General features: G+C 62.1%; 19 protein-coding genes. All 19 read left to right on the forward strand.

Annotation, left to right across the window (positions count from 1 at the left end):
* Positions 1–156 precede the first annotated feature (156 nt).
* The 19 genes from RIB45_RS10365 to RIB45_RS10455 all read left to right on the forward strand — a co-directional run bounded on the left by RIB45_RS10365 (position 157) and on the right by RIB45_RS10455 (position 21259).
* Entirely contained in the window at positions 157–1128 is a 972-nt protein-coding gene (locus RIB45_RS10365; RefSeq protein ID WP_350050193.1) for a Gfo/Idh/MocA family protein, read from the forward strand.
* 5 nt (positions 1129–1133) lie between these two features.
* Positions 1134–1817, forward strand: coding sequence for a class I SAM-dependent methyltransferase (locus RIB45_RS10370; RefSeq protein ID WP_350050194.1), 684 nt, complete (start codon positions 1134–1136; stop codon positions 1815–1817).
* Between the two features lie 3 nt (positions 1818–1820).
* A complete protein-coding gene (locus RIB45_RS10375; protein ID WP_350050195.1) occupies positions 1821–2987 on the forward strand; it encodes an alpha/beta hydrolase family protein in 1167 nt (388 codons plus the stop codon).
* A gap of 55 nt (positions 2988–3042) precedes the next feature.
* On the forward strand, positions 3043–4551 hold the full coding sequence (locus RIB45_RS10380) for a hypothetical protein (protein ID WP_350050196.1): 1509 nt from the start codon (positions 3043–3045) through the stop codon (positions 4549–4551).
* Between the two features lie 34 nt (positions 4552–4585).
* Positions 4586–6655 carry an aminotransferase class III-fold pyridoxal phosphate-dependent enzyme gene (locus RIB45_RS10385; RefSeq protein WP_350050197.1) on the forward strand — a complete coding sequence of 690 codons (2070 nt, stop codon included), beginning with the start codon at positions 4586–4588 and terminating at the stop codon, positions 6653–6655.
* Between the two features lie 50 nt (positions 6656–6705).
* Positions 6706–7515 (forward strand): hypothetical protein, encoded by an 810-nt coding sequence (locus RIB45_RS10390; RefSeq protein ID WP_350050198.1) that lies wholly within the window; start codon positions 6706–6708, stop codon positions 7513–7515.
* 14 nt (positions 7516–7529) lie between these two features.
* The gene (locus RIB45_RS10395) at positions 7530–8519 is read left to right on the forward strand and encodes an FkbM family methyltransferase (protein WP_350050199.1); all 990 of its coding nucleotides are present in this window, start codon (positions 7530–7532) and stop codon (positions 8517–8519) included.
* A complete protein-coding gene (locus tag RIB45_RS10400) occupies positions 8516–10372 on the forward strand; it encodes an asparagine synthase-related protein (protein ID WP_350050200.1) in 1857 nt (618 codons plus the stop codon). Before RIB45_RS10395 ends, RIB45_RS10400 begins: the two co-directional genes overlap by 4 nt.
* A complete protein-coding gene (locus RIB45_RS10405) occupies positions 10365–11627 on the forward strand; it encodes a DUF7033 domain-containing protein (protein ID WP_350050201.1) in 1263 nt (420 codons plus the stop codon). Before RIB45_RS10400 ends, RIB45_RS10405 begins: the two co-directional genes overlap by 8 nt.
* Positions 11624–12373 (forward strand): polysaccharide deacetylase family protein, encoded by a 750-nt coding sequence (locus tag RIB45_RS10410; RefSeq protein ID WP_350050202.1) that lies wholly within the window; start codon positions 11624–11626, stop codon positions 12371–12373. Before RIB45_RS10405 ends, RIB45_RS10410 begins: the two co-directional genes overlap by 4 nt.
* Positions 12330–13364: a Gfo/Idh/MocA family protein gene (locus RIB45_RS10415; RefSeq protein WP_350050203.1), complete on the forward strand. Its 1035-nt coding sequence runs from the start codon at positions 12330–12332 to the stop codon at positions 13362–13364. The genes RIB45_RS10410 and RIB45_RS10415 overlap by 44 nt, the downstream gene beginning before the upstream one ends.
* A gap of 4 nt (positions 13365–13368) precedes the next feature.
* On the forward strand, positions 13369–13938 hold the full coding sequence (locus tag RIB45_RS10420; RefSeq protein WP_350050204.1) for an acyltransferase: 570 nt from the start codon (positions 13369–13371) through the stop codon (positions 13936–13938).
* On the forward strand, positions 13935–15089 hold the full coding sequence (locus tag RIB45_RS10425) for a DegT/DnrJ/EryC1/StrS family aminotransferase (RefSeq protein ID WP_350050205.1): 1155 nt from the start codon (positions 13935–13937) through the stop codon (positions 15087–15089). Before RIB45_RS10420 ends, RIB45_RS10425 begins: the two co-directional genes overlap by 4 nt.
* A 34-nt stretch (positions 15090–15123) precedes the next feature.
* Positions 15124–15669 (forward strand): GNAT family N-acetyltransferase, encoded by a 546-nt coding sequence (locus RIB45_RS10430; RefSeq protein WP_350050206.1) that lies wholly within the window; start codon positions 15124–15126, stop codon positions 15667–15669.
* Positions 15670–15701: 32 nt separating this feature from the next.
* A complete protein-coding gene (asnB, locus tag RIB45_RS10435) occupies positions 15702–17504 on the forward strand; it encodes an asparagine synthase (glutamine-hydrolyzing) (RefSeq protein ID WP_350050207.1) in 1803 nt (600 codons plus the stop codon).
* Between the two features lie 32 nt (positions 17505–17536).
* Positions 17537–18238 (forward strand): WbqC family protein, encoded by a 702-nt coding sequence (locus RIB45_RS10440; RefSeq protein ID WP_350050208.1) that lies wholly within the window; start codon positions 17537–17539, stop codon positions 18236–18238.
* Positions 18231–19415: a glycosyltransferase family 4 protein gene (locus RIB45_RS10445; protein ID WP_350050209.1), complete on the forward strand. Its 1185-nt coding sequence runs from the start codon at positions 18231–18233 to the stop codon at positions 19413–19415. Before RIB45_RS10440 ends, RIB45_RS10445 begins: the two co-directional genes overlap by 8 nt.
* A gap of 180 nt (positions 19416–19595) precedes the next feature.
* The gene (locus RIB45_RS10450) at positions 19596–21041 is read left to right on the forward strand and encodes a class I adenylate-forming enzyme family protein (protein WP_350050210.1); all 1446 of its coding nucleotides are present in this window, start codon (positions 19596–19598) and stop codon (positions 21039–21041) included.
* Positions 21041–21259 carry a phosphopantetheine-binding protein gene (locus tag RIB45_RS10455; protein WP_350050400.1) on the forward strand — a complete coding sequence of 73 codons (219 nt, stop codon included), beginning with the start codon at positions 21041–21043 and terminating at the stop codon, positions 21257–21259. Before RIB45_RS10450 ends, RIB45_RS10455 begins: the two co-directional genes overlap by 1 nt.
* Positions 21260–21351: the final 92 nt, after the last annotated feature.

Below are 21351 nucleotides of genomic sequence, written 5' to 3' on the forward strand. Positions count from 1 at the left end.
CCGAAATGCGACGAATGATGCGGCGTCCGACCCTAGCGCCCTCAAGACGACGGGCCCGGCCTCGGAGAGCCTCGCGAGGCGGAGAACTCACACGGTCGCCGTCCGCAGCATGCCGGGGTCAACGCCGTTCCCGAACCTGTCAGGAGGCGCGAACCTATGAGCCCGATCCGCCGCCTGGCCGTCCTCGGCCTGGGTTCGATGGGGCGAAAGCACGCCGCGAACGCCCTGGACGCCGGGCTGGACGTGGCCGCTTTCGATCCGGCGGGCGCCGAAATGGACTCGGTGAAGGCCATGCCCAGCCGATCGGCGGCGCTCGATTGGTGCGACGCCGTCGTCGTTGCGTCGCCGTCCTGGGCTCATCGCGACGATCTGGCGGCGATCGTCGCGGCGGGGCGGTGCTGCCTGATCGAAAAGCCGTTCGCAGACCGGAGCGAGGGTGTGGCCGAACTGTTGGCGCAGGCCGCGGCCGCCGGGAACGTGGTGGCCGTCGCGCAGAATCTGCGACATCATCCGGCGGTGGAGCGCGCCCGCACCCTGCTGGCCGAAGGCGCGGTGGGCGCGGCTCGGGCGGCCGTCTCGATCGGGGCCTCCTATCTGCCGGATTGGCGGCCCGGGAGGGATTACCGGCGCAACTACGCGGCCGACCCCGCCTCGGGCGGGGTGATCTTCGACTGGGTGCATGAAATCGATCTGCTGGCGCATCTGCTTGGCCCGTTCGAGGCCGCGGGCGCCGCGGCCGATTGTTCCGGACCGCTGGTCCTCGGGGCTGACGAACAGGCGGCTTTGACGCTGCGGCATCGCTCGGGCGCGCTGTCGACGCTGATGCTCAGCTACTCCGTTCGCCCGCAGATGCGCCGCACCACGCTGCTCGGCCCGGATGGCGGGCTGGAGATCGATATCCCTGCGCGCCGATTGACGGCTTGGGACGCCGAGCGACGCCCCATCGAGGAGGTCGCATTCGGCGGAGTCCACGCCGACGACTATCGGGCCGAACTGTTCGATTTCTTAGAGGCCGCCGCCCACGGTCGGGCCCCGCGGTGCCCGGGCGACGAGGCTCTTGAGATCCTTAAGGGCGTGCTGAGTCTCCGGGCGATGGCGGGGCTGCCCGCGGCGAAAACAGAGGGGTAGGGCCAGTGTCACGGCAATCCACCAACGATGACGCGCTGATGTGGGAGACCTTCAACCGCTTCCACTATCTCTGCGACACGCACCGATATCAAAAACTGCTCGGCCGCGCCGAAATCGTTCGGCGCGTGCGCGACGTGCCCGGCGACATCGTCGACTGCGGCACCTTCAAGGGCGTCAGCACGCTCCAGTTCGCGCATTTCCTGGAGATCTACCGCCCGCACGGCGCCGGCCGCGTGGTCAGTTTCGACACCTTCGAGGCCGTCTTTCCAAAGGTGCGCCCCGACGAGGAGGCCAGCGCCAAGGCGCATATGGACGATCTTTACGAGAGTTCCGCCTACGATCAGCTGACCGACGCCGTCGCCCGACTCGGTCTCGACCGCCGGGTCGAGATCGTCAAAGGCGACATTACCGAGACGTTGCCCGCCTATATCGCCGACAAACCGGGCTTCCGGATTGCGCTCTTGCACTGCGACTTGGACGTCTATCCGGCGACCAAGCGCATTCTCGAACTCGCCTGGCCGCGTTTGACGCCAGGGGGCGTCGTCTTGTTCGACCAGTACGCGGTCCGAAACTGGGGTGAATCCGACGCTGCGGACGAGTTCTTCGCCACCCTCGAACGACCGCCCCGCCTGAAGATGCTTGAGGACACGCCGACGCCGACGGCCTATGCGGTGAAGGAGGCTTACTGAGGCATGCTGTCGGCGGCGGCCAGAATGCGCGCCCGGGCCCTCGCCCGGCGGATCGCACGGCTCGTCGGATCGGAACCGTCGCCGCCCACCCGTCCGGGCGACCCGGCGCTCTACGATCCAAGCGGGCGCACGCGCGCCTTGATGTCGGAGGCGCCGTTGAAACTCGCCCGCGCCCTTTGCGGCGACAGGAGCCTCGCCGATTGGCAGGCCGAGGCGCGCGAAAAGCTGGCGGCGCTCACAGGCTTCGAGAGCGGGCGTCCCCACAGGCCGCCTGTGATCCACGACGCGCCCTACGTCGGGCCTGAGGGATATCGCCTCCGCGAGGTCGTTTTGCGCTCGGCCTCCGCTCAGGCTCTCCCGATGATGCTCGTCTCCTCTGAACAGACGAGCGAGAGCGCGGACGCGCGACGGCGACCGGTTATCCTCACGCTTCAGGGATCCAACAGCGGCTTTCACTTGTCCTGGGGAGAAAAGCGCGAGCCTGTTGACGAAGTGCGGATCGCCAACGGCGGCGCCTACGCGCTGCAGGCCGCCGATCTCGGCTTTCTTGCGGTCGCGCTGGAGATGCGGTGCTTCGGCCGGCGGCGCGAGCGCGCGCTGCCGGGACGTTCCCCCGATCCTTGCATCGATCAGGCGCTGCATCTCATGTTGACCGGACGCAGTCTCCTAGGCGAACGCGCGACGGAGGTTGCGACGGCTGTCGATTGGCTGCGCAGCGAGGCGGACGGCCTCGGCGTCGATCCGGACCGGATTTACATAATGGGCCAGTCGGCCGGGGGCTCGGTCGCGCTCTACACGACGGCGCTCGACGAGCGGATAGCGGGGGCGCTGATCGCCGGCTCCCTCGGCTTCGTTCGTGAAACCTTCGGGGCGAGGGGCGACCGTTCGGGCCAGAACGTCACGCCCGGGCTGCTGCAATGGATGGAAACGGACGACGTGCTGGCGCTCTGCGCTCCACGCCCCGTGCTTGCGTTGTCGGGGCGCGCGGATCACATCTACCCGTGCGCGGGCGTAGAACGGGTCGTGGCCTCGGCGCGGTCGGCCTGGGACTCCGTCGGCGCCGCAGACCGGTTGCGCGCCCTCGGACCGGACGGCCCCCACCGCTTTTATCCGGAGGCCGCCTGGCCGGCTTTCGTCGATCTGATCGGATCGGCGGAGCGCGCGTCGTGACGATAGCGCTCGCCGCTGGTAAGGTGCCGCCAATCCTGAGGAAAGAGACTGACTGATGAAGCGTTTCCTAGACGTCGAGGATGCTCGACGCGCCTATCACGCCGATCGCGCGCGCAACAGCACTCATCGCGCCTCCTTGATGGTGCCCGAACTGCCGGGGTCCCAGGCGGACGTAAGCTTCCTGAACCATTTCCTTCTGAAACGCGGGTACGAAAAGGTCGCCTGCCGCGTGACAGCGATCGATCCGGAGGGCAAGCGGATCGTCTCGCGTCTGCTGCCGGTGGACGAGCCGAAAGTCTACACCATTCCCCTGTCAGGCATGGTGGACGAGGCGGTCGACAGCTATCAGGTCGAGTTCTTCGCGGCGGACAATCTCTTCATCCCCTTCCCGGCGGTCATGATCAACCACCGCGGGGACGGCTTTCTGAACAGCGTTCACGCCTATAACCGCGTCCTGAACGACGTCTTCGAGGACGACGAAATCAACCAAGTGCATCAGCGCGAGGCGGCGATCGACGTCCGCTGCGATCAGGTCGGCGAGACGTTCGTGGTTTTTCATGCGGGCCCTCAGCCTGTCGATGACGTCCTGAGCGCCGAACTATCCCTGGCGGACGGCGCCGTACTGCGCACGGAGCACCCTCTGCGGGTCCCGAAACTCTGCCATCGGCTCATCACGCTGAGCGAGTTGTTCCCCGGCCTTCCGCGACCGCTGCATGGAGGGACCTTGAAGATCCAGCAACCTCAGCAGTTCCTCTTCTATGGGCGCATGCTGGTCGGACAGCGCGCCCCGGAGGGCGGCTTCAGCGCCAACCACAGCTATTACGATTGCGCCTCGGTCGAGGAGTATTGGGGGGACGATGCGCCGAGCGCGCGGATGTATCCCTATATGCCCGGCTATGACAACATATTGCGGTTCTATCCCATTATGTCGCCGGGAGAGCTGGGTTTCGCGCTGACGCTCTACGACGCTGACGGCAATGTTTTGGGGGATGAAGCGCTTGGAACCGTCAGAACGCCCGAGGGCGTAGGGCTGGATCGATCGGTCACCGAGATCGTTCGCGCCAAGAACCTCACCGAGACGGACGTCGCTTCTTTTTGCGTTACGGCGCGCCCGCTCTCTGGCAACACCCCAACCCGGATCAATCATCAACTCGTCTATGCGGCCGGCGGGCTGGAAAGCTCCATAAACATTTCGCTCGCCAATCCCAACGTGTTCACGCCCGAGAAGAAGACCGGTTTCAGTTGGGGTCAGGTCCCGCTCGGCGATGCATTTGACAGCGCGCTGGGCGTTTTGGGTGTCACGCCGCGTCCTGCGGCGGCGAACTTCAAGGTGAAGCTCTATTCCGAGGCTGGATTTGCAGCCGAAAAGGAGCTTGAGATTCCCGGATCCGGTGCGGCCCTGTTGTCGTCGAACGACGCCCTAGCCGAAGCCATGGCCAAGAATGGCGGCGAAGCCGGCGGTTATCTGTGGTACCAGATCAGCTCGTCTCGCCCCGACACAAGCGCCGTGACGACCCTGCGCCACCGAACCACGGGGCACGCGGTTGGCGAACACAGCTTCTAGGCTGGCCGCGGATCACAAGAAAATCGGGTGCTCCATGCGTATCGTCGCGGTTATTCAAGCGCGAATGGCGTCCTCTCGCTTGCCGGGCAAGGTCCTGCGCCCGCTCGCCGGCCGGCCGATTCTAGCGCGTGTGATAGCGGCCGCGGGAGCGGCGCCCCAGATTTCCCAGACGGTTGTGGCCACTGGCGACGATGAGTCGAATGCGCCGATCCGCGACTGGTGTGCAGAGCAGGGGACGCCCTGTTTCGTCGGCAGCGAGCCGGATGTGCTGGATCGAGTGACCAAGGCCGCGGAAGCGTACGAGGCGGACGCGGTCCTGCGGCTGACCGCCGATTGCCCCCTGATTGATCCCGCGGTTATTGCGCAGGTGGCGAGCTTGTTCCGGCGGAGCGGCGTCGACTACGCCTCGAACGTGGCGCCGCCGCAATGGCCGGACGGGCTTGATTGCGAAATCATCTCTATCGCGGCGCTCCGTGCGGCGGCGCGCGAAGCTGTGCAACCCTCGGACCGCGAGCATGTGACGCCGTTCGTCCGAAACAATCGAGCGCGGTTCCCCTCGGCCACCCTCGACTGCCCCTTGCCCGGCCTGGCCGGGCTGCGGTGGACCGTGGATACAGAAGAGGATATGGCGCACGCGGAGAACCTCGTCGCCGTGCTGACGGCTTTGGGAAGGCCGGCGGAAGGCCCCTTCGGCTGGGGTGACTTGCTCTATGCAGAGGAAAGCTTGGCGAGTGAGAACGCCGTTCCGCGGCAGAGCCGAAACCAAGGTTATAGCGCGGCCACGGAGGCCGAACTGGGCGGCGGCGCAAACAACCCACCGAGACGATTCGTACGGTCCGCTGAAGCTTTGGCTAGGGCGGAGCGAACGATACCGCTTGGAGCCCAGACCTTCTCTAAGAGTCGGACGCAGTTTCCCGTCGGTGAAGCGCCCCTCTTTCTGACCGCGGGAGAAGGCGCTCGGGTCTGGGACGTGGACGGCAACGAATTCGTCGATTTGATCAACGGTTTGTTATGCGTCTCTTTAGGATATTGCGATCCGCAGGTCGACGCCGCAGTGAGAGCCCAGCTCGACCGCGGCGTAAGTTTCTCTCTGTCGACGGAGCTTGAGGCGGAGTTAGCCGAGCGGATCGTCTCTATTGTGCCGTGCGCCGAAAGCGTGCGGTTTGGCAAGAACGGCTCTGACGCGACGACCGCAGCGGTGCGCGTGGCCCGCGCTCATACAGGCCGCGAGCGCGTAGCGATTTGCGGGTATCATGGGTGGCATGACTGGTATATCGCCACCACAAGCCGCAGCGGCGGAGTTCCCGCCGCTGTGCGGGGCCTGTCTCATAAGGTCCCCTATAACGACCTTGACGCTGTCGACGCGCTCTTGAGCGCCTATCCCGGAGAGTTCGCCTGCATCGTAATGGAGCCGGCCAACGCCGCCGCGCCGAACCCCAACTATCTTCAGGATCTGAAGGCGCTGGCTCATGGGCATGGAGCGCTTCTGGTCTTTGATGAAGTGATAACCGGGTTTCGTTTCGCGCTTGGCGGCGCTCAGGCGCTTTTCGGCGTGACGCCGGACTTGGCGAGCTTCGGGAAGGGCATGGCGAACGGCTTGCCGATCTCTGCGCTGGCCGGACGGGCCGACGTAATGGCGAAATTCGAAGATATCTTCGTCTCCGGAACCTTCGGGGGCGAAGCTCTCTCCTTGGCCGCCGCCATAGCCACGATCGATAAGATGCGCCGCGAGCCGGTGATCGAAACGCTTTGGCGGACAGGGTCGGAGTTGGCTGTCGCTGTCGAAGGATTGATTGAGCGGAACGGTCTTTCCGAGGTTCTGTCGCTCGCTGGTTTTGACCCGTGGAGACTTCTCTCGGTGAAGCCGCATGAGTCCGCCGACGAGCACGCAATCAAGACCTTTTACATTACGGAGATGGCCCAGCGCGGCGTTTTGACGTTGGGCAGCCACAACATTTCCTACGCACACGACGCCCGCGATTTGAGGCATGTCGTTTCGGCCTATGCGGATGTGCTGGCGCTGATGGCGGAGAAGCTGGAGTCGGCTCAACTCGAACAGGAACTCCGGGCCCCGAAGCTCGTTCCAATCTTTCAAGTGCGATGACGCCCGTTTTCGTCTTCACGATCTCTCCCGGCCGCAGCGGACAGGCGTCTTTGGCCGCCTATCTGACAAGATGCCTAAAAGAGACCTTCGTCGCCTTTGAGGAGCCGCAGGTGCGCCCCGTTCTGCCGGGCGTCGCCGGGCAGATCGAACGCAGACTTAGGCGTCGGTTCCTCGAAACCCATGAATTGCTGGGACGCGGCGCCGTGTTGCGCGCCTTCGAACGCGGCGACGACGCCGTTTTGCGACGTTTCGCTTATGAGCGACACGTCTGGTGGGAACAGCAGATGCGGCGCCGTGGCGCGACGCACTACGTTGATATCAGCAAACACTTCCTCCATGGGCTGCATGTTCACGCCCTCGACTTCGTTGATATGGACTTAAGGGCGATCCGCTTGGTCCGGGACCCGGTCCTCAATATGCGCAGCTATACGAATCGCGAAAAAAAGCTGGCGTTGGACTACAGCCCGCCCGACGCGCCGTCCAACGAGTTGTGCTGGGACCCGACCGGATGGAGTAGAGGTGAGTTCTATCTGCACGCTTGGGCGGAAACCTATTTGCGCGGCGCGCGTTATGTGGCGGAGCACGGCTTGTCGGAACCGATCGATCTCGCCACTGATCAGCTTTCGGACACGGCGGCGATGGCGACGTTCCTGCGACAGCTTGGCCTGCCCCATGAGGTCCTGCCGGCGGGCGGGCCTCAGAACACCAATCTGCAGGCGGGGTACGGCGGAACACGCGTTGGTCCGGAGGATGTCGAAGCATTCCAACGGTTCCGGGACCGGTTGACGTTGGATCAGCTTCGCCGTCTGCCGATCCCGGACGATTATGATCCCGCCCGGCTTCTCGAGTTTGCGGCATGATTACAGGAAACGCCATGCTGTCCCTCAAGTGCCTTTTGCCTGGCTATCGGGCGCGGTGGTATCGGCGAGCGTCGTTTTTTCTGGGCGACCTGGCAAGGGTGGCTGAAGCGTTCGAGTTCGGTTGGGATGGTGAGACGCCGACGGCGCGTTCTCGCGACGGCCTGCTCTTCGCTGGTTTTCCGACGCCGCCGGGGGACGCGGAAATCTACGCGCTGCTGAGGCCGAAAGTTCCGAAGACGATAGGGGAAGGCCATTTCCGTCTCGCGCGCGACCTCGTCACCCGCTACCTCTATCCGCACCTGAGGCCGGATATGGCGCCAGACAAGGGTCGGCGTCCGTCCGGAGACGCCGCCATGATGAGCGGGTACCATGGGCAGCAAAAGGACACCGCGCTCCATATTGCAGATCCGGAACGACGCGCCCGCTTCGTTGAGGCGTTTCGCCCGAAGTGCGACGATACGATCGTTAATTGCGGCGCGTTCATCGGGCTTGGAGATGCGGCGGTGGCCCCGCTGCTAACGAAGGGACGGGTGGTTGCGCTGGAGGCTGACGCGCGATGTTACGACCTTCTCACGCGGAACCTGTCGACCAATGGGATCGCTAATGTAACCCCGTGCCATGCGGCGATCTGGAACGCTGACCACGAGACCCTAGATCTGGCCACCGGCGAGGCGCAGGCCAACTCGTTGTTGCAAGAGGTTCACGACGCCGGCGGCCGCGCTTTAGTGTCAACGGTTACGGTGGACGGACTCGCGCAAAGGTTCGGGTTGGAGCGCGTCACAATGCTTTCCTTGACCGTCAACGGGGCGGAAATCGAAGCGCTGAAAGGGGCCGCAACGGTTCTGAAAAGCCATCGACCGCGCATTCGGTTGGCTGGTTGGTACCAGCGAGACGGCCGTGCGATCGCCGAGCATTGCAGCGATCGGCTTAAGTCGGCCGGATACGACGTCCATATCGGCCCTGGGTTGGGCGTGCTGGCGCTGCCGGCCGAGGCGGGCGAATGATCGGGATCTTCGGAGTCCGCTGCCTAGACCCCGACCGCCCGGCGGAAATCGACGCTATGTCTGAGGCCGCCGACCCCCGGCGGTACAGGATCGAGCGGCGCGCCGGTCGCGGCTTGGCCGTCGGCGCTGTGTTGCATCGCCGAGGCCCAAGCGGCGGGGCGGCGCAGCAGGATGGACTGGACGTCGTGGTCTGCGGTGAGATCCTCAACGCCGCGGAGCTTTCCGGCCGCCCTGACGCCGCCGCGGCGTCGCTGATCCTGGAGCTTTATCGTGCTGACGCTCTTTCGAAGCTGAAGGATGCGAACGGCCTTTTCGCCGCAGCGATTTGCGACCCCGCTCAACACCGTCTCGTTTTGGTCACCGATAGATTCTGCAGTTTCCCCATTCATGTGCACCAGGATCCGGCTCGGCTCGCTTTCGCCGGACAGATAGCAGCGCTTTTGGCGGAGGGGCGAACGCCGCGGAAAGCCAGCGCGGCCGGATTGGCGCAACTCTTCACGATGCAGCGCACCGTCGCCGAGGACACCAACATCGCCGGCGTACGAGCGTTGCCGGCGGCGACCATATTTACGGCGGACCGAGACGGAACGCGCGAGGAGCGGTATTGGTCGCTCGAATGGGGGCGCGCCTTTCAGAGCGAGCGCGAGGCGGCTGAGGCGCTGGAGACGGCTTTGCGCCGGGCAGTCGCTCGTGAGACGAGTTGCGGGGCGTCCACGCCCGGGCTGCTGCTTTCCGGCGGTCTGGACAGCCGACTGATCCTTGCGGCCTCAGAGCCTGGTCGCCTCGCCTGCTTCACGACCGCCAGTTACTCGGAAAACCCTGAGCTCGGCATCGCCAGAACGCTTGGGGAGGGGCGAGGAAAATACTTTAAACCGCTCGTTGTCGAGCCCTCGGCGACGCTCGACCTTCTGGACCAGACAACTCTGGACAGCAACGGGCTCTATCCCGCCTCGACCCAGATCTCCGCCTTCATGCCGGCGGTAGGCGAGGCTTGCGACGTCGCTCTGACCGGACATGGCCTAGACTACACTTTCAGGGGCTACTACATGCCGGCGCGGTTCCTCGAGATCGCCGGATCGAAGACCCGTCTTCCCGCCTTGCGGGGGGTTCCGCCCCACCCGACCGGGGCGGATGTTTTGCAAAACCTTCGCCAGGGACCGCCGCAAGAAACCATTGATCGGATAGTTTTGGAGAAGAAAGCAGCCTTCTGGTGGGAAGGCCAGGCGGAACGTCTGGACAGCGTATTGGCGCCTTGGCTCAACAGCTCCGAGCCCTTGAATGCGTGGGACGCCTTCATTCTGCACAGCCTTTCTAAGCACTATGCTTTCACGGGAATGATGGCTGTAAGAGCGGCATGCAATTTGCGCCTTACCACCTACGATCACGACGTGTTCAACGTCTACCTGGGCATGCCTCCCGCCTGGCGCGTCAGAGCGGGGGTTGCGCTTGATGCGATGGCCCGTCTCTCGCCGGATTTGGCGCGGTTGCCAAATGCGAACACCGGCGCGCGGTCCGACCTGGGGCCGTGGAAGGAGGTTGCGTTTCTTCTTGGGCGCGCCGCCTTGCGTCGCGCTGGCTTTGTCGCTCAACCGAGACCTCCCTCGGCGATGCATTCCGCCGGATCGTGGCAGAACGCGGACGCGTTGTATCGGGAAGATCCGGCGCACAGAGAACACTTCATCGCGATTCGAGACCGGCTTGATGCGCTTACGTTCGGACTTCTTTGCCCAACGGCTCTGCGAACCGTCATCGACGAGCATCTCGAAGGGCGTCGAAGCCACTCGAAACTGCTGAGATTTTTGATGACCCACGACTCCTGGGTCCGGCAAATGGGAATCGCGGGCTGTGACTGACCTGTTACGCTATCGTCTCGTTTTGCCGGAAGCCGCTGAACCCTATCGTCGCGAGATCGAGTTTGCCCTCGACTTTGTTGCTGAAGCCTATCCTATCCAGCGCGACGCCAACGCCGAGCGCCGTCTGTTCTACGGCAAAGACATGCCGGCGCGCTTCTTTCCCGACGCTCTTCGCATTGAGCGGGAGGGCCTTTATTTGGATCAGGCCGGGTTTTGCAAACTGACCGATTTTTGGCCCAAGGCGGAGCGAGGGGCATTCGACTACGATGCGATCGGCGTGATTTTCTTCATGCTCTCGCGTATCGAAGAACGAGACGCGAAGATGAAGGATCGCCACGGCCGGTTCGAGCCTTCCGGAGCGGCGGCCGTCAATGCAGGCTTGCACGACCGCGCTGTGGCTGACGAAGCCGCAGCGGATATCGCGGCGTGGTTGCTCGGGCGCCGTACGGCGCCGCAGCGCAGCTTCGAAATCCTTCCGACGCACGACGTGGACCGGCTGAAGAGATACCACGTCTGGACAGAACCGCTGCGCCATGCGGCGGGCGATGTTCTGAAGCGCGGGGCGCCCCGTTCGGCTCTGAGATGGCTTTCGTTCCTGAAGCCGGGCGAACCGTTCGGTTCAATGCGCGCTATCATGAACGCTTCCGAGAGGTTTGGCCTCAAAAGCCGATTCTTCATGATGGGGCCCAGCCGCCATACCATGGACAGCCCCTACGTTCTGACAATGGCTGGTCTGCTACGTCGCGTTGGCGCCGAGATCTTGGCTCGGGGGCATGAGATCGGCTTCCATCCGGGCTACGCCACGTTTGACGATCCCGACGAATGGCGCCGCCAGAAGAAAGGGTTGGAGGAGGTTCTCGGCGTAGAGCTTCGCTCCGGGCGTCAGCACGTCCTCCGGTACCGTCCGGATGTTACGCCAAGAATATGGGACGAAGCGGGTATGGAGGAGGATTTCACCCTCGCCTTTCCTGGGCCCAGCGGATTCCGTAACGGCACGACGGCCAGTCATCGCGCCTACGATCTCGTGCACCGACGGCCGATGACGATGCGGCAGACAGCCACGGCGGTTATGGATTTCGGTCTTTTCGACGCGCGTTATCGAGTTCTGACATTGGATCAGGCGCTGGATGAAGCGCTATCGGTCGCTGAAACCGTCAAGCGGCACCGCGGCCGGCTGGTTCTCCTACATCATACGGGCTCCTTCATGCGCGACGCCCAGGAGTTCTACGAGCGACTTCTGGAGGCTGTTCTGTGACGGTTGATGATTTCACGTTGCAAGGCTATGCGTCCTTGCTGTGCGCTCTGACGCAAGAGGGCTATTCGAGCGTCGGCTACGAAGATGTGCGCCCTACGGAAAGACAGGTGATCATCCGTCACGATATTGATTTTGAGCCGACTTATGCGCTGCCCTTAGGAGAGTTGGAAAAAAGAAACTCCGTCTCAGGCTGGTATTTTTTCTTGGTTCGCAGCCCCTTCTACAACATTACCGCTCCGCAGACTGTGGAGGTGCTTCACGAACTGCGCGACATGGGCCATCAGATCGGACTCCACTTCGACGCCTCGCTGTTCCTGGACGATCCGGAGGTCTTGGACCGAGAAGCGCGATGGGAGTGCGAATTGCTCGAGAGCGTGACCTCGGCCCCAGTGGAGATGGTTAGTTTCCATCGTCCGAAACCCGCGCTGCTCGGTCTGGCGAAGCCCATCGGCGGGCGCGATCATACATATCATCCGCGCTATTTTAACGACATCGGCTATTGCAGCGACTCCCGCGGCGCTTGGGGGCACGGCCATCCGCTTTCGCACAAAGCCTTGGGCGAGGGGCGCGCATTTCAGCTCTTGACGCATCCGATCTGGTGGGCCACCGACAGCGCTGGCGATCCGAACGCCGCTTTAGCGACTCTCCAGGCAACTCGTTCAAAGTCGCTGCGCGCGAACCTCGCTCAAACGATCACCGGTTATGACGACGGCGTCGGTCGCGTTCTCAAAGAAGGAAACCGCTGAAATGGACGCCAGCGTAGCCGTGATTGGGGCGGGGTACTGGGGCAAGAACCTCCTCCGAAATTTTCACGACCTCGGCGCCCTGGCCGCCGTCTGCGACGCCGACCCTGAGGTGGTAGGTCGGTTCAAAGCGAGCTATCCCGGCATCGCGGGCTTCGATGATGTCGACGAGGTTTTGCAAGATGCGGCGATCGAAGCTGTGGCGATAGCGACGCCGGCGGCGACCCACGCCGACTTGGCGCGTCGCGCTCTCGAACGTGGTAAGCACGTCTTCGTGGAAAAGCCGCTTGCGCTGGATGAAGAGGGTGCCGCGGCGGTATGTCGGCTGGCTGCGGAAAGGCACCTTACGCTGATGGTGGGACATCTTCTCCTATACCACCCGGCGTTCATAGCGCTTAAGGCGGCCGTGGACGAGGGCAAGATCGGCAACCTGCTCTATGTTCACTCGACCCGTGCGAGCTTTGGCAAATTTCGGCAGGAAGAAAACGCGCTTTGGTCGTTTGCTCCCCACGACATCTCGATGATGCTGGCGCTTGTCGGGAGAACGCCGGCGCGCGTCACCTGCAACGGCGCCGCCTGGCTAAATCCTAAAGTCGCCGATACGACGCTGAGCCATCTCGATTTTGGGGGAGGCGTGCAGGGACATATTTTTGTTTCCTGGCTTCACCCTTATAAGGATCACCGGCTTGTCGTGATCGGAGAAAGCGGGATGTTGGTGTTTAACGATACGCTCCCCGGAGCGGAAAAGTTGCTTCTTTATCCCCATTCCGTGAATTGGAACGGCGATCTTCCGGTGCCTAACAAAGCCGAGATGAGGCCGCTTCCCTATGCTGAGGATGAGGAGCCGCTGCGCGGTGAGTGCCGTCATTTCCTCGACTGTGTCGCCTCGGGAGAACCGCCTCGATCCGACGGGAGCGAAGGGTTGCGCGTCTTGAAGGTTTTGGGCGCTTGTCAGAGCGCGCTGGTGTCCGGCGCGCCGGTAGATCTCGGGTGACCCGATGGCGGACGCCTTCATCCATCCAAGCGCGGTGATCGACGATGGGGTCGAAATTGGCGCGGACGTAAAAATCTGGCATTTCGTCCATGTTCTCTCGGGCACGACGATCGGCGAGGGAACCATTCTCGGTCAGAATGTGATGGCGGGGCCGAGGGTCGCTATCGGAGCGGCCTGCAAGGTACAGAACAATGTTTCTCTCTATGAATCGGTGACCTTGGAGGATGAAGTGTTTTGCGGACCCTCCTGCGTGTTCACCAATGTGATGACGCCGCGGGCCTTCATTGAGCGGAAGGATGAATTCCTTCCCACGCGCGTTCGGCGCGGCGCGACGATCGGCGCGAACGCGACCATCTTGTGCGGCGTGACGATAGGGCGGTACGCAATGATCGGGGCCGGGGCGGTCGTCACGAAGGACGTCGAAGACCACGCTCTGGTCGTAGGCAACCCTGCGCGCCGTATCGGTTGGGTGAGCCGTGTCGGCGAGCGCTTGGCGGAAGACCTGGTTTGCCCCCGCACCGGAGAGGCCTATGACGAAACGGACCGCGGTCTTGAGCCGAAAGCCTCGTCATGACGGATAAAGACACTATCGCCTTTGTCGACCTCAAGGCTCAATACGAGTTCCTGAAGCCGGCCATAGATCAGGCGATCCATGCCGTCTTGCAGCACGGGGCGTTTATAATGGGCCCCGAAGTGGCGGAGCTTGAATCTGACCTCGCCGCCTTCACGGGAACGCGCAACGTTGTGGGCTGTTCGAGCGGCACGGATGCGCTCTTGATGATCATGATGGCCGAGGGGGTCGGTCCGGGAGATGCGATTTTCGTCCCCAGTTTCACCTTTACGGCGACGGCGGAAGTGCCGCTGCTGCTGGGGGCGACGCCCGTCTTCGTCGATGTCGACGAAGACGACTTCAACCTGTCGCTCGAGGACCTGGAAAGGCGGATTGGGGACGTTAAATCCGCTGGACGCCTCAATCCGCGCGGCGTCCTGGCCACCGACCTATTCGGTCTGCCGATGGATTACGACGCCGTCCACGACCTCGCGCGGCGACATGACCTTACCGTCTGGGCGGATGCGGCGCAGAGCTTCGGCGGGATGTATCAGAATAAGCGAGTAGGCTCGCTTTGCCGCGCCACCGCGACCAGTTTTTTTCCGGCCAAGCCGCTTGGCTGCTATGGCGACGGCGGGGCCGTATTCACGGATGACGACGACCTCGCGCAGTCGCTGCGTTCTATCCGTGCGCACGGGAAGGGCGGCGCGAAGTACGATATCGTCCGCGTCGGTTTGAACGCGCGGCTTGATACGGTTCAGGCGGCTGTTTTGAGAGCGAAGCTTCCGAGCTTCGCGGACGAAATCGATCGGCGGAGTGCGATTGCAGACGACTACGACGCATTGATCGGCGATGCGGCTGTGACGCCTGCGCGCCGACCCGCCCGGCGCAGCGCTTGGGCTCAGTATACGCTGCGAATCGACGGGAACCGGCGCGATGCGGTCGCCGACGCGCTAAAGCAAGAAGGCGTACCAAACGCCGTCTACTACCCGATGCCCATGCATCTTCAGACTGCATACCGCCATCTCGGCGACGGCGAAGGGTCGCTGCCGGTTTCGGAGCGACTTTCGAAAGAGGTGCTCAGTCTTCCGATGCACCCCTTCTTGTCGACGGCTCAAGTCGAACGTATCGCGGGCGCGGTGGTGCGCTGCGTTCGCGCTTCAGCGCCCTGTTGAATCGATGTCCTCTCTCGACGGCGAGTTGACGCCCTTGGAACTCCGGACCCCGAATTTCCGTTTGCGTTCCCTCACCGTCGAGGACGTCGGCGAAAAATACGTGTCCTGGCTTTGCGACCCGGACGTCGTCAAGTGGCTCAATGCACGGTTTCGCTCCCACACGCGGGACTCCATTCGTCAGTACGTTGCAGGGCACGATAACCGCGACAGCTACCACTTGGGCATCTTTGCCGCGGGAGCTGAGCATATCGGAAACTTCTCGGTCTATATCGACCGCGTTCACGAAGTGGCTCAGATCAACGTAATGATCGGGGACAAAAAATGGTGGGGTCGAGGCGTCGTCCTAGAATGTCGACGCGCCGTGATTGATTGGCTCTTTAGAGATGAAGGGGTTTACAAAATCTTCGGGACGCCGTTCGTCAACAACGCGGCCGCGGTGTTCAATTATAAGAAGCAGGGATTCAAACTCGAAGGCGTCTGGCGCGCGCACCGTAAAATTTCTGAGACCGAGCGATGGGACGTCGCTCAATTCGCGCTTTTTAGAGATGACTGGTTGAGCAAAGAGCCTGCGGCGCGCTGAACGCCGCCGCAGGTGGATATGGGGTTAAATAGATGTGCGGTATAGTTGGTGGAGTGTGCCTTCTTGGCGACCCGTCCGGACTTAGACCATGGCTGACTAAGGCCGTGTCTCTGCTTAAGCCGCGCGGTCCCGAATCGGACGGTCAATTCTTCGAGGCTCAGCTCGCTCTGGGCGCGACGCGCCTGCGAATCTTCGACGTGAGTGAAGAGGCGGACCAACCCTATCGCTCAGAAGACGGGCGTTACACCATGGTCTTCAACGGAGCGATCCTGAACTTCAAGGAGTTGAAGCGCGCTCTGGAGGGGGAGGGAATATCCTTTCGAACGAATTCCGACACGGAGGTGGCGCTCGCAGCGATCGTCAAATGGGGTGTGAAGCGCGCTTTGCTGGAATTTGAGGGGATGTTTGCTATAGCGCTGTACGACGCGTTTGAGAAAAGACTTCTTCTGTGTCGCGATAAGTTCGGCATCAAACCATTATTCTATCATCACAACGATCGGTTTTTCGGGTTTTCGTCGGAGATAAAGCCGCTTCTGGCGCACCCAAGCGTGCCGCGGCAAGTTGAGAGTTCGGTGGTCCCGGAGTTCTTCGCATTCCAGACGGTAATGCCTCCGTACACCATGTTCAGAGACATTTTTGCGCTGACGCCCGGCGCGCTGATGGAGGTTGATGTCGAGGCGGGTCGCGTCGTCGGTCATTCGCGGTATTGGAAACCGGAAGACGAAGCTGGCCTCGGCGCGGCGAACGTCGACGATTTGGCGGACGCCGTCACCCACTCGCTCAGGATCGCTTGGCGGTCCGACCGGGACGCCGGGCTTCAACTGTCGGGGGGCGTCGATTCCAGTTTGCTTTTGGCGCTGTCCTACGCGCGCTTAAGGCGTGATTCCGTGCAAAATTTTTCTGTAGTTTTTGACGAGTCGCGAAACCATTTCGCGAACGCCCGCTCTGAGGAGCCCTATATTCGAAGAGCAGCAGAAACCTTCGGTGCGCCGGTTGACTGCGTCGAATTCCCTGAAAGCGATATCTCAGACGCGTTGCCGGAGGCGATTTGGCGCCATGAGGCGCCGCTCTATAGCGCCAACAGCGTTCTTCAGATGTTGCACGCCAAGCATCTGCGCGATCGAGTTCAGGTCCTGATCGGCGGCGAGGGGGCGGACGATGTTTTCCTCGGGTACTTCGACGGCGTGGCCTTGGACGGGAGCGCCGATCAAGCTCTAAAGCGCTATCTCGGCTCGGAAGAGCTAACACGCCTTTTCGGCGAAGGCGGCGCGAGCCAGGCCACGGCGCGCCGGATGGAGCTTCTCACCGGCGAGCGACTTAGAGGCCTCAGCGCCAGCCAGCGCGCCACGGTTCTGACGGTCGAGACAGTCCTCCACGGGCTGCTCGCGCGGCATGATCGGATGTTCATGGGACATGGCATCGAGGGACGCCCGCCCTACTGCACCGCCTCGTTATTGCGCGTTCGCTTCGGTCTTCCGGACGCGGCCGTCCATGACGGTCGGATCGGGAAAGTCGCCTTGAAAGAGGTGGCGCGTCGTTATTTTCCGGACGACTTTGTCTACCGAAAAAAGCAGTGGTTGAGCGGACAGGTCGCGGATTGGTGCGCCCAGGACAGGATTTGGGGTAAGTATATTCGGGGAGCGGCTGCCAGCGCCGTCGCACATCTGTTGAACCCGGAGATTGTGGAGAGGACGCGAGAACTTCCCGATGACGCGACGAAGTGGTCTGGAAAAAAGTTGGCTCTTCAGTTCGCATTCACAAATTTTAGTTTGTGGCATGAAATATTCATTGAAAACGATCCCACGTCATCTGGTGTAATGCATAAATTTATTTAACTTCTCCGCTGAAAAATGCGAAAGGTGTTGCCGTGACGGCCGTTGTTGCGATTCATCAGCCGAATTATTTCCCGTGGCTTGGGTACTTTGATAAAATTCGGCAATGTGACTTTTTTGTTTTTTTGGATGACGTTCAGTTCTCAAAAGGAAGCTATACCAACCGCGTCCAGATCGCTGGAGAGGCCGGACCGCGTTGGATGACGATCCCGTTGCAGGCCGCGCACGGTTCGAAAATTTGCGAGCTCCGCCCCGCGGTGGACGACTGGCATTCCCGCCATTTATCGCTCCTGAAGAACACCTATAAAAACCGCCCGCATTTCAAAGAGGTGTTTCGGACGATCGAGAAGCTTATGGAGGCCTGCGCGTCGGAAAGCGGCGATCTTGCTGCGATAAACATGACTCTCGTCCAGCAGATTTCTGAGCGCCTCGGTCTTTCGGCTCAGTTCGATCGCTCGAGTCGCTTCGATCTCATGAGCGCCGCAGATGACAGGCTGGTGGAGATCGTTCGGAGGATCGCGCCAAATGGCGTGTACTTGTCTGGAAAAGGCGGCGGATCCTATCAGGATGAGGCGAAGTTCAAAGCCGCTGGGCTCACCCTGACTTACAGTCGGTTTTCGGCAGGTCGTTACGCGCAGCCGCATGCGGCTCTTTACGGACTGTCGGTCCTGGACGCGCTTTTTAATGTCGGCTGGGATGCAACCTCCCGCTTATTAAAGGGCGGCTCTGTTGCTTAGAGTCCTTTGCCTAGACATTGAAGGCGGCTTCGGCGGGTCGTCCCGAAGCCTGTTCCAAAGCGTGAAGAATCTCGATCGCTCCGTCGTGTCCCCCGAAGTGTGGTGCGCAAAGGACGGGCCGATCGTCGCGCGCTATCGCGACTGCGGGGTGCCGGTGAGGGTGATGCCGGATATGCCGCGTTTCATCGCGCTGCCGCGTCTAAGCCGGAATCTCTATACGCTACTCCTCTATGGCCGAGCCTGGATGCGCTCAGGCGACTTCAGACGCGCCCTGCTTAAGCGCGCATCGGAGGTGGACCTGATCCATTTGAACCATGAGGCGCTTTTCGGCGTCGCGTATTTTCTGAAGAAGCTGCACGCCACGCCCCGAACAATGCACATAAGAACTAATCTCGTGGATACGATCTTCGCTCGGCGTCAACTTTCTCTCGCCGCACGCTCCGTGGACGGATTGGTTTTTATCACCGATAACGAGGAAACCACCTTTCGGCGATATACGGACGGCGCGCCTCTTCCTCCTTATGCTGTGGTCCACAACATCGCTGAGCCGCTGCCGAAGACGTCCCCTCACCCTGGCATTCCCCAAGACGGGCGGCTGGTTGTCGGGTGCGTGTCGAACTACTCTTGGACGCGCGGGGTAGACCGCGTTGTTGATCTCGCCGCGTCCGTCAAGGCGACCGGCCGTCGGGACGTGGTCTTCGTCGTCGCCGGGCAAATGTCATTGTCGAGAAGCCTTCCCGGCGAACTTGGAGAGGTCGCTCGCCAAGGCGGCGATCTGTCAGACTACGCCAAGTTAAAAGGGGTTGGCGACAGCATAGTGTTCCTGGGGCATGTCGCGGAACCCGAGCGGGTGTATGCGGGCATCGACCTACTGGTCAAACCGACCCGTGAAAGCAACCCCTGGGGGCGCGACGTCATTGAAGCTTTGGCGGCCGGCCGACCCGTTTTCTCGATCGGAACCTACGAGCGTTTCGTCCAGTCTGGCGAAACCGGCTATTTGCAGTCCGACTTCGACGCATACGACATGGCCGCCCAGATCTTGGACATCGCCTCGAACCGCGACCTTTTGCATGACATGGGGACGCGGGCGAAGGACCGAATCCGCCGGCTTTGTTCCGGCCCTGAGCGAGCGCAGGAGCTGGCCGACTTTTGGATGCGGATCGCGCACCGGGCCTAAAAAGCCAAACGGAATTGCGGAGCCGTTATCTGAAATCTCAGCGACCGCCGCGCAGCTGTTTCCGTTTGCTTGCGCGCTTGCGCGCATGATACCGAGCGTGCGGTCGGCGCTACGCCCTAAGGGGCGTTTTAATGCAGAGTTACGGAACTTAGGTTTCAGTCGCGAGGGAGAGCGTGTGCAATGATGTTTCCCATTAAAGGGACCATTTCCGACATTGGCGGCGGCGAGGCGTGGGGGGCGGAAAAGCTTCGCGCCGAGATCTCGCGACGGGCCGCCGAGTTCGCCGTCCAGGGGCTTGGAAGAGGCGACCGCTTCATGATCCTGCACGGTGGAACGCCCGCCTTCTTCGCCGACTTGTTCGCCGTCTGGTCGATAGGCGGCGTTGCGGCTTGCCTCAACCCCAATTCCGCGAAGGAAGAGGTCGTCAGGGTGTCCGAGTTCGTCGGCGCGAAAGCGGTTTGCGTCGCCGGCGGCGGGGAAGCGCCTGCGGACCTCGGTCTTCCGGTCTTCGACGGAGCCTCAGCCGCTGCGGCGTCGCCGCCAAGCGCTCCATTGGGCAACTTGCTGGACGACGCCGCGCTCATTCTGTTTACGTCGGGCACTACTGGCGAGCCTAAGGGCGTGGTCCACACTTTTCGCTCTCTGCTCAGCCGGCTTGCGCTCAACGTCACATACATTGGAGAGGAAGCGCTCCAGAGGACCTTGTGCACGCTTCCGACGCACTTTGGGCACGGTTTAATTGGGAACTGCTTATCTGCGATTTACGCTGGCGGCGATTTGTCGTTGCTTCCGGCCGGGAACCTTAAGCTTGTCGGCCGGCTTGGCGAGATCGTCGACGAGCGCGGGATTCGCTTCATGAGTTCCGTGCCGTCATTCTGGAAGATGGCTCTCAAGCTTTCGAAACGCCCCTCCGGCGGGTCGCTGCGGCGCATTAACATAGGCTCCGCCCCCTTGTCGGCGGATCTGTGGCAGGCCGTTATTGATTGGACCGGAGACGCAGATGTGGCGAACATGTACGGCATCACTGAAACCGCCAATTGGATTTGCGGCGCGCGCTCGTCTGAGTTTGAGCCTGAGGACGGCCTTATTGGCCGGATGTGGGGCGGCAGCATCGGCGTGCTCACGGAAGAGGGGGAGCGCGCGACGCACGGGCACGGAGAGTTGATCGTACAGAGCCCGTCCTTGATGCACGGCTACTTCCAACGCGCGGATCTCAATGAGGCCGCCCTCTTCGCGGGGTGGTACCGCACCGGCGACGTGGGCGAGGTCACAAAGGACGGCGTCGCGAGACTCACCGGCAGACGGAAGTACGAGATCAATCGCGCCGGCCTGAAAGTCCACCCCGAGGACATCGATCTGCTGCTGGAGCGTCATGAGGGCGTCCGCGAAGCCTGCGCCTTCGGTTTGCCGGATGAGATCGCAGGCGAGACGGTTGGTGTTGCGGTAAGCGTCGTCGATCCCGAGGCCTTCGATCTCGCAGAATTGAAGCGGTGGTGCGCGGAGCGACTGGCGCGCGAGAAAACCCCTCAGCGTTGGTTTGTCTTGGCCGAGATTCCGAAGACGGATCGCGGAAAAATAAACAGGGATACGGTAGCGGCCGCAGCTTTGGCGAGCGAAGCGTCATGATGCAGCCGACGAATGGTCAAAGGCTTTTGGCGTCGGTTCTTCAATGCAGCGTGCAAGAGGTTCCACCCTACGGGAGCATGGAGACTGTCTCGGGGTGGGATTCTCTCGCTCACATGAGGCTGGCGGCGGCGTTGGAGGAAAGGCTCTCTCGCGATCTGACAAGCGAAGAGTTGCTTGAACTCGAGTCAGTCGAGGACATCGACCGCCTTCTGGGATAACAGACGGTCAACGCGAATCTTCCTGTCCGCTCGGATCAGATCGAGACCCCGCTTACCGCGCCGCAGAAAGCGTTTGACGGCGTGTTGGATAG

The organism is Marivibrio sp., from assembly GCF_040218065.1.
Taxonomy (GTDB): Bacteria; Pseudomonadota; Alphaproteobacteria; order UBA8366; family Aestuariispiraceae; genus Marivibrio.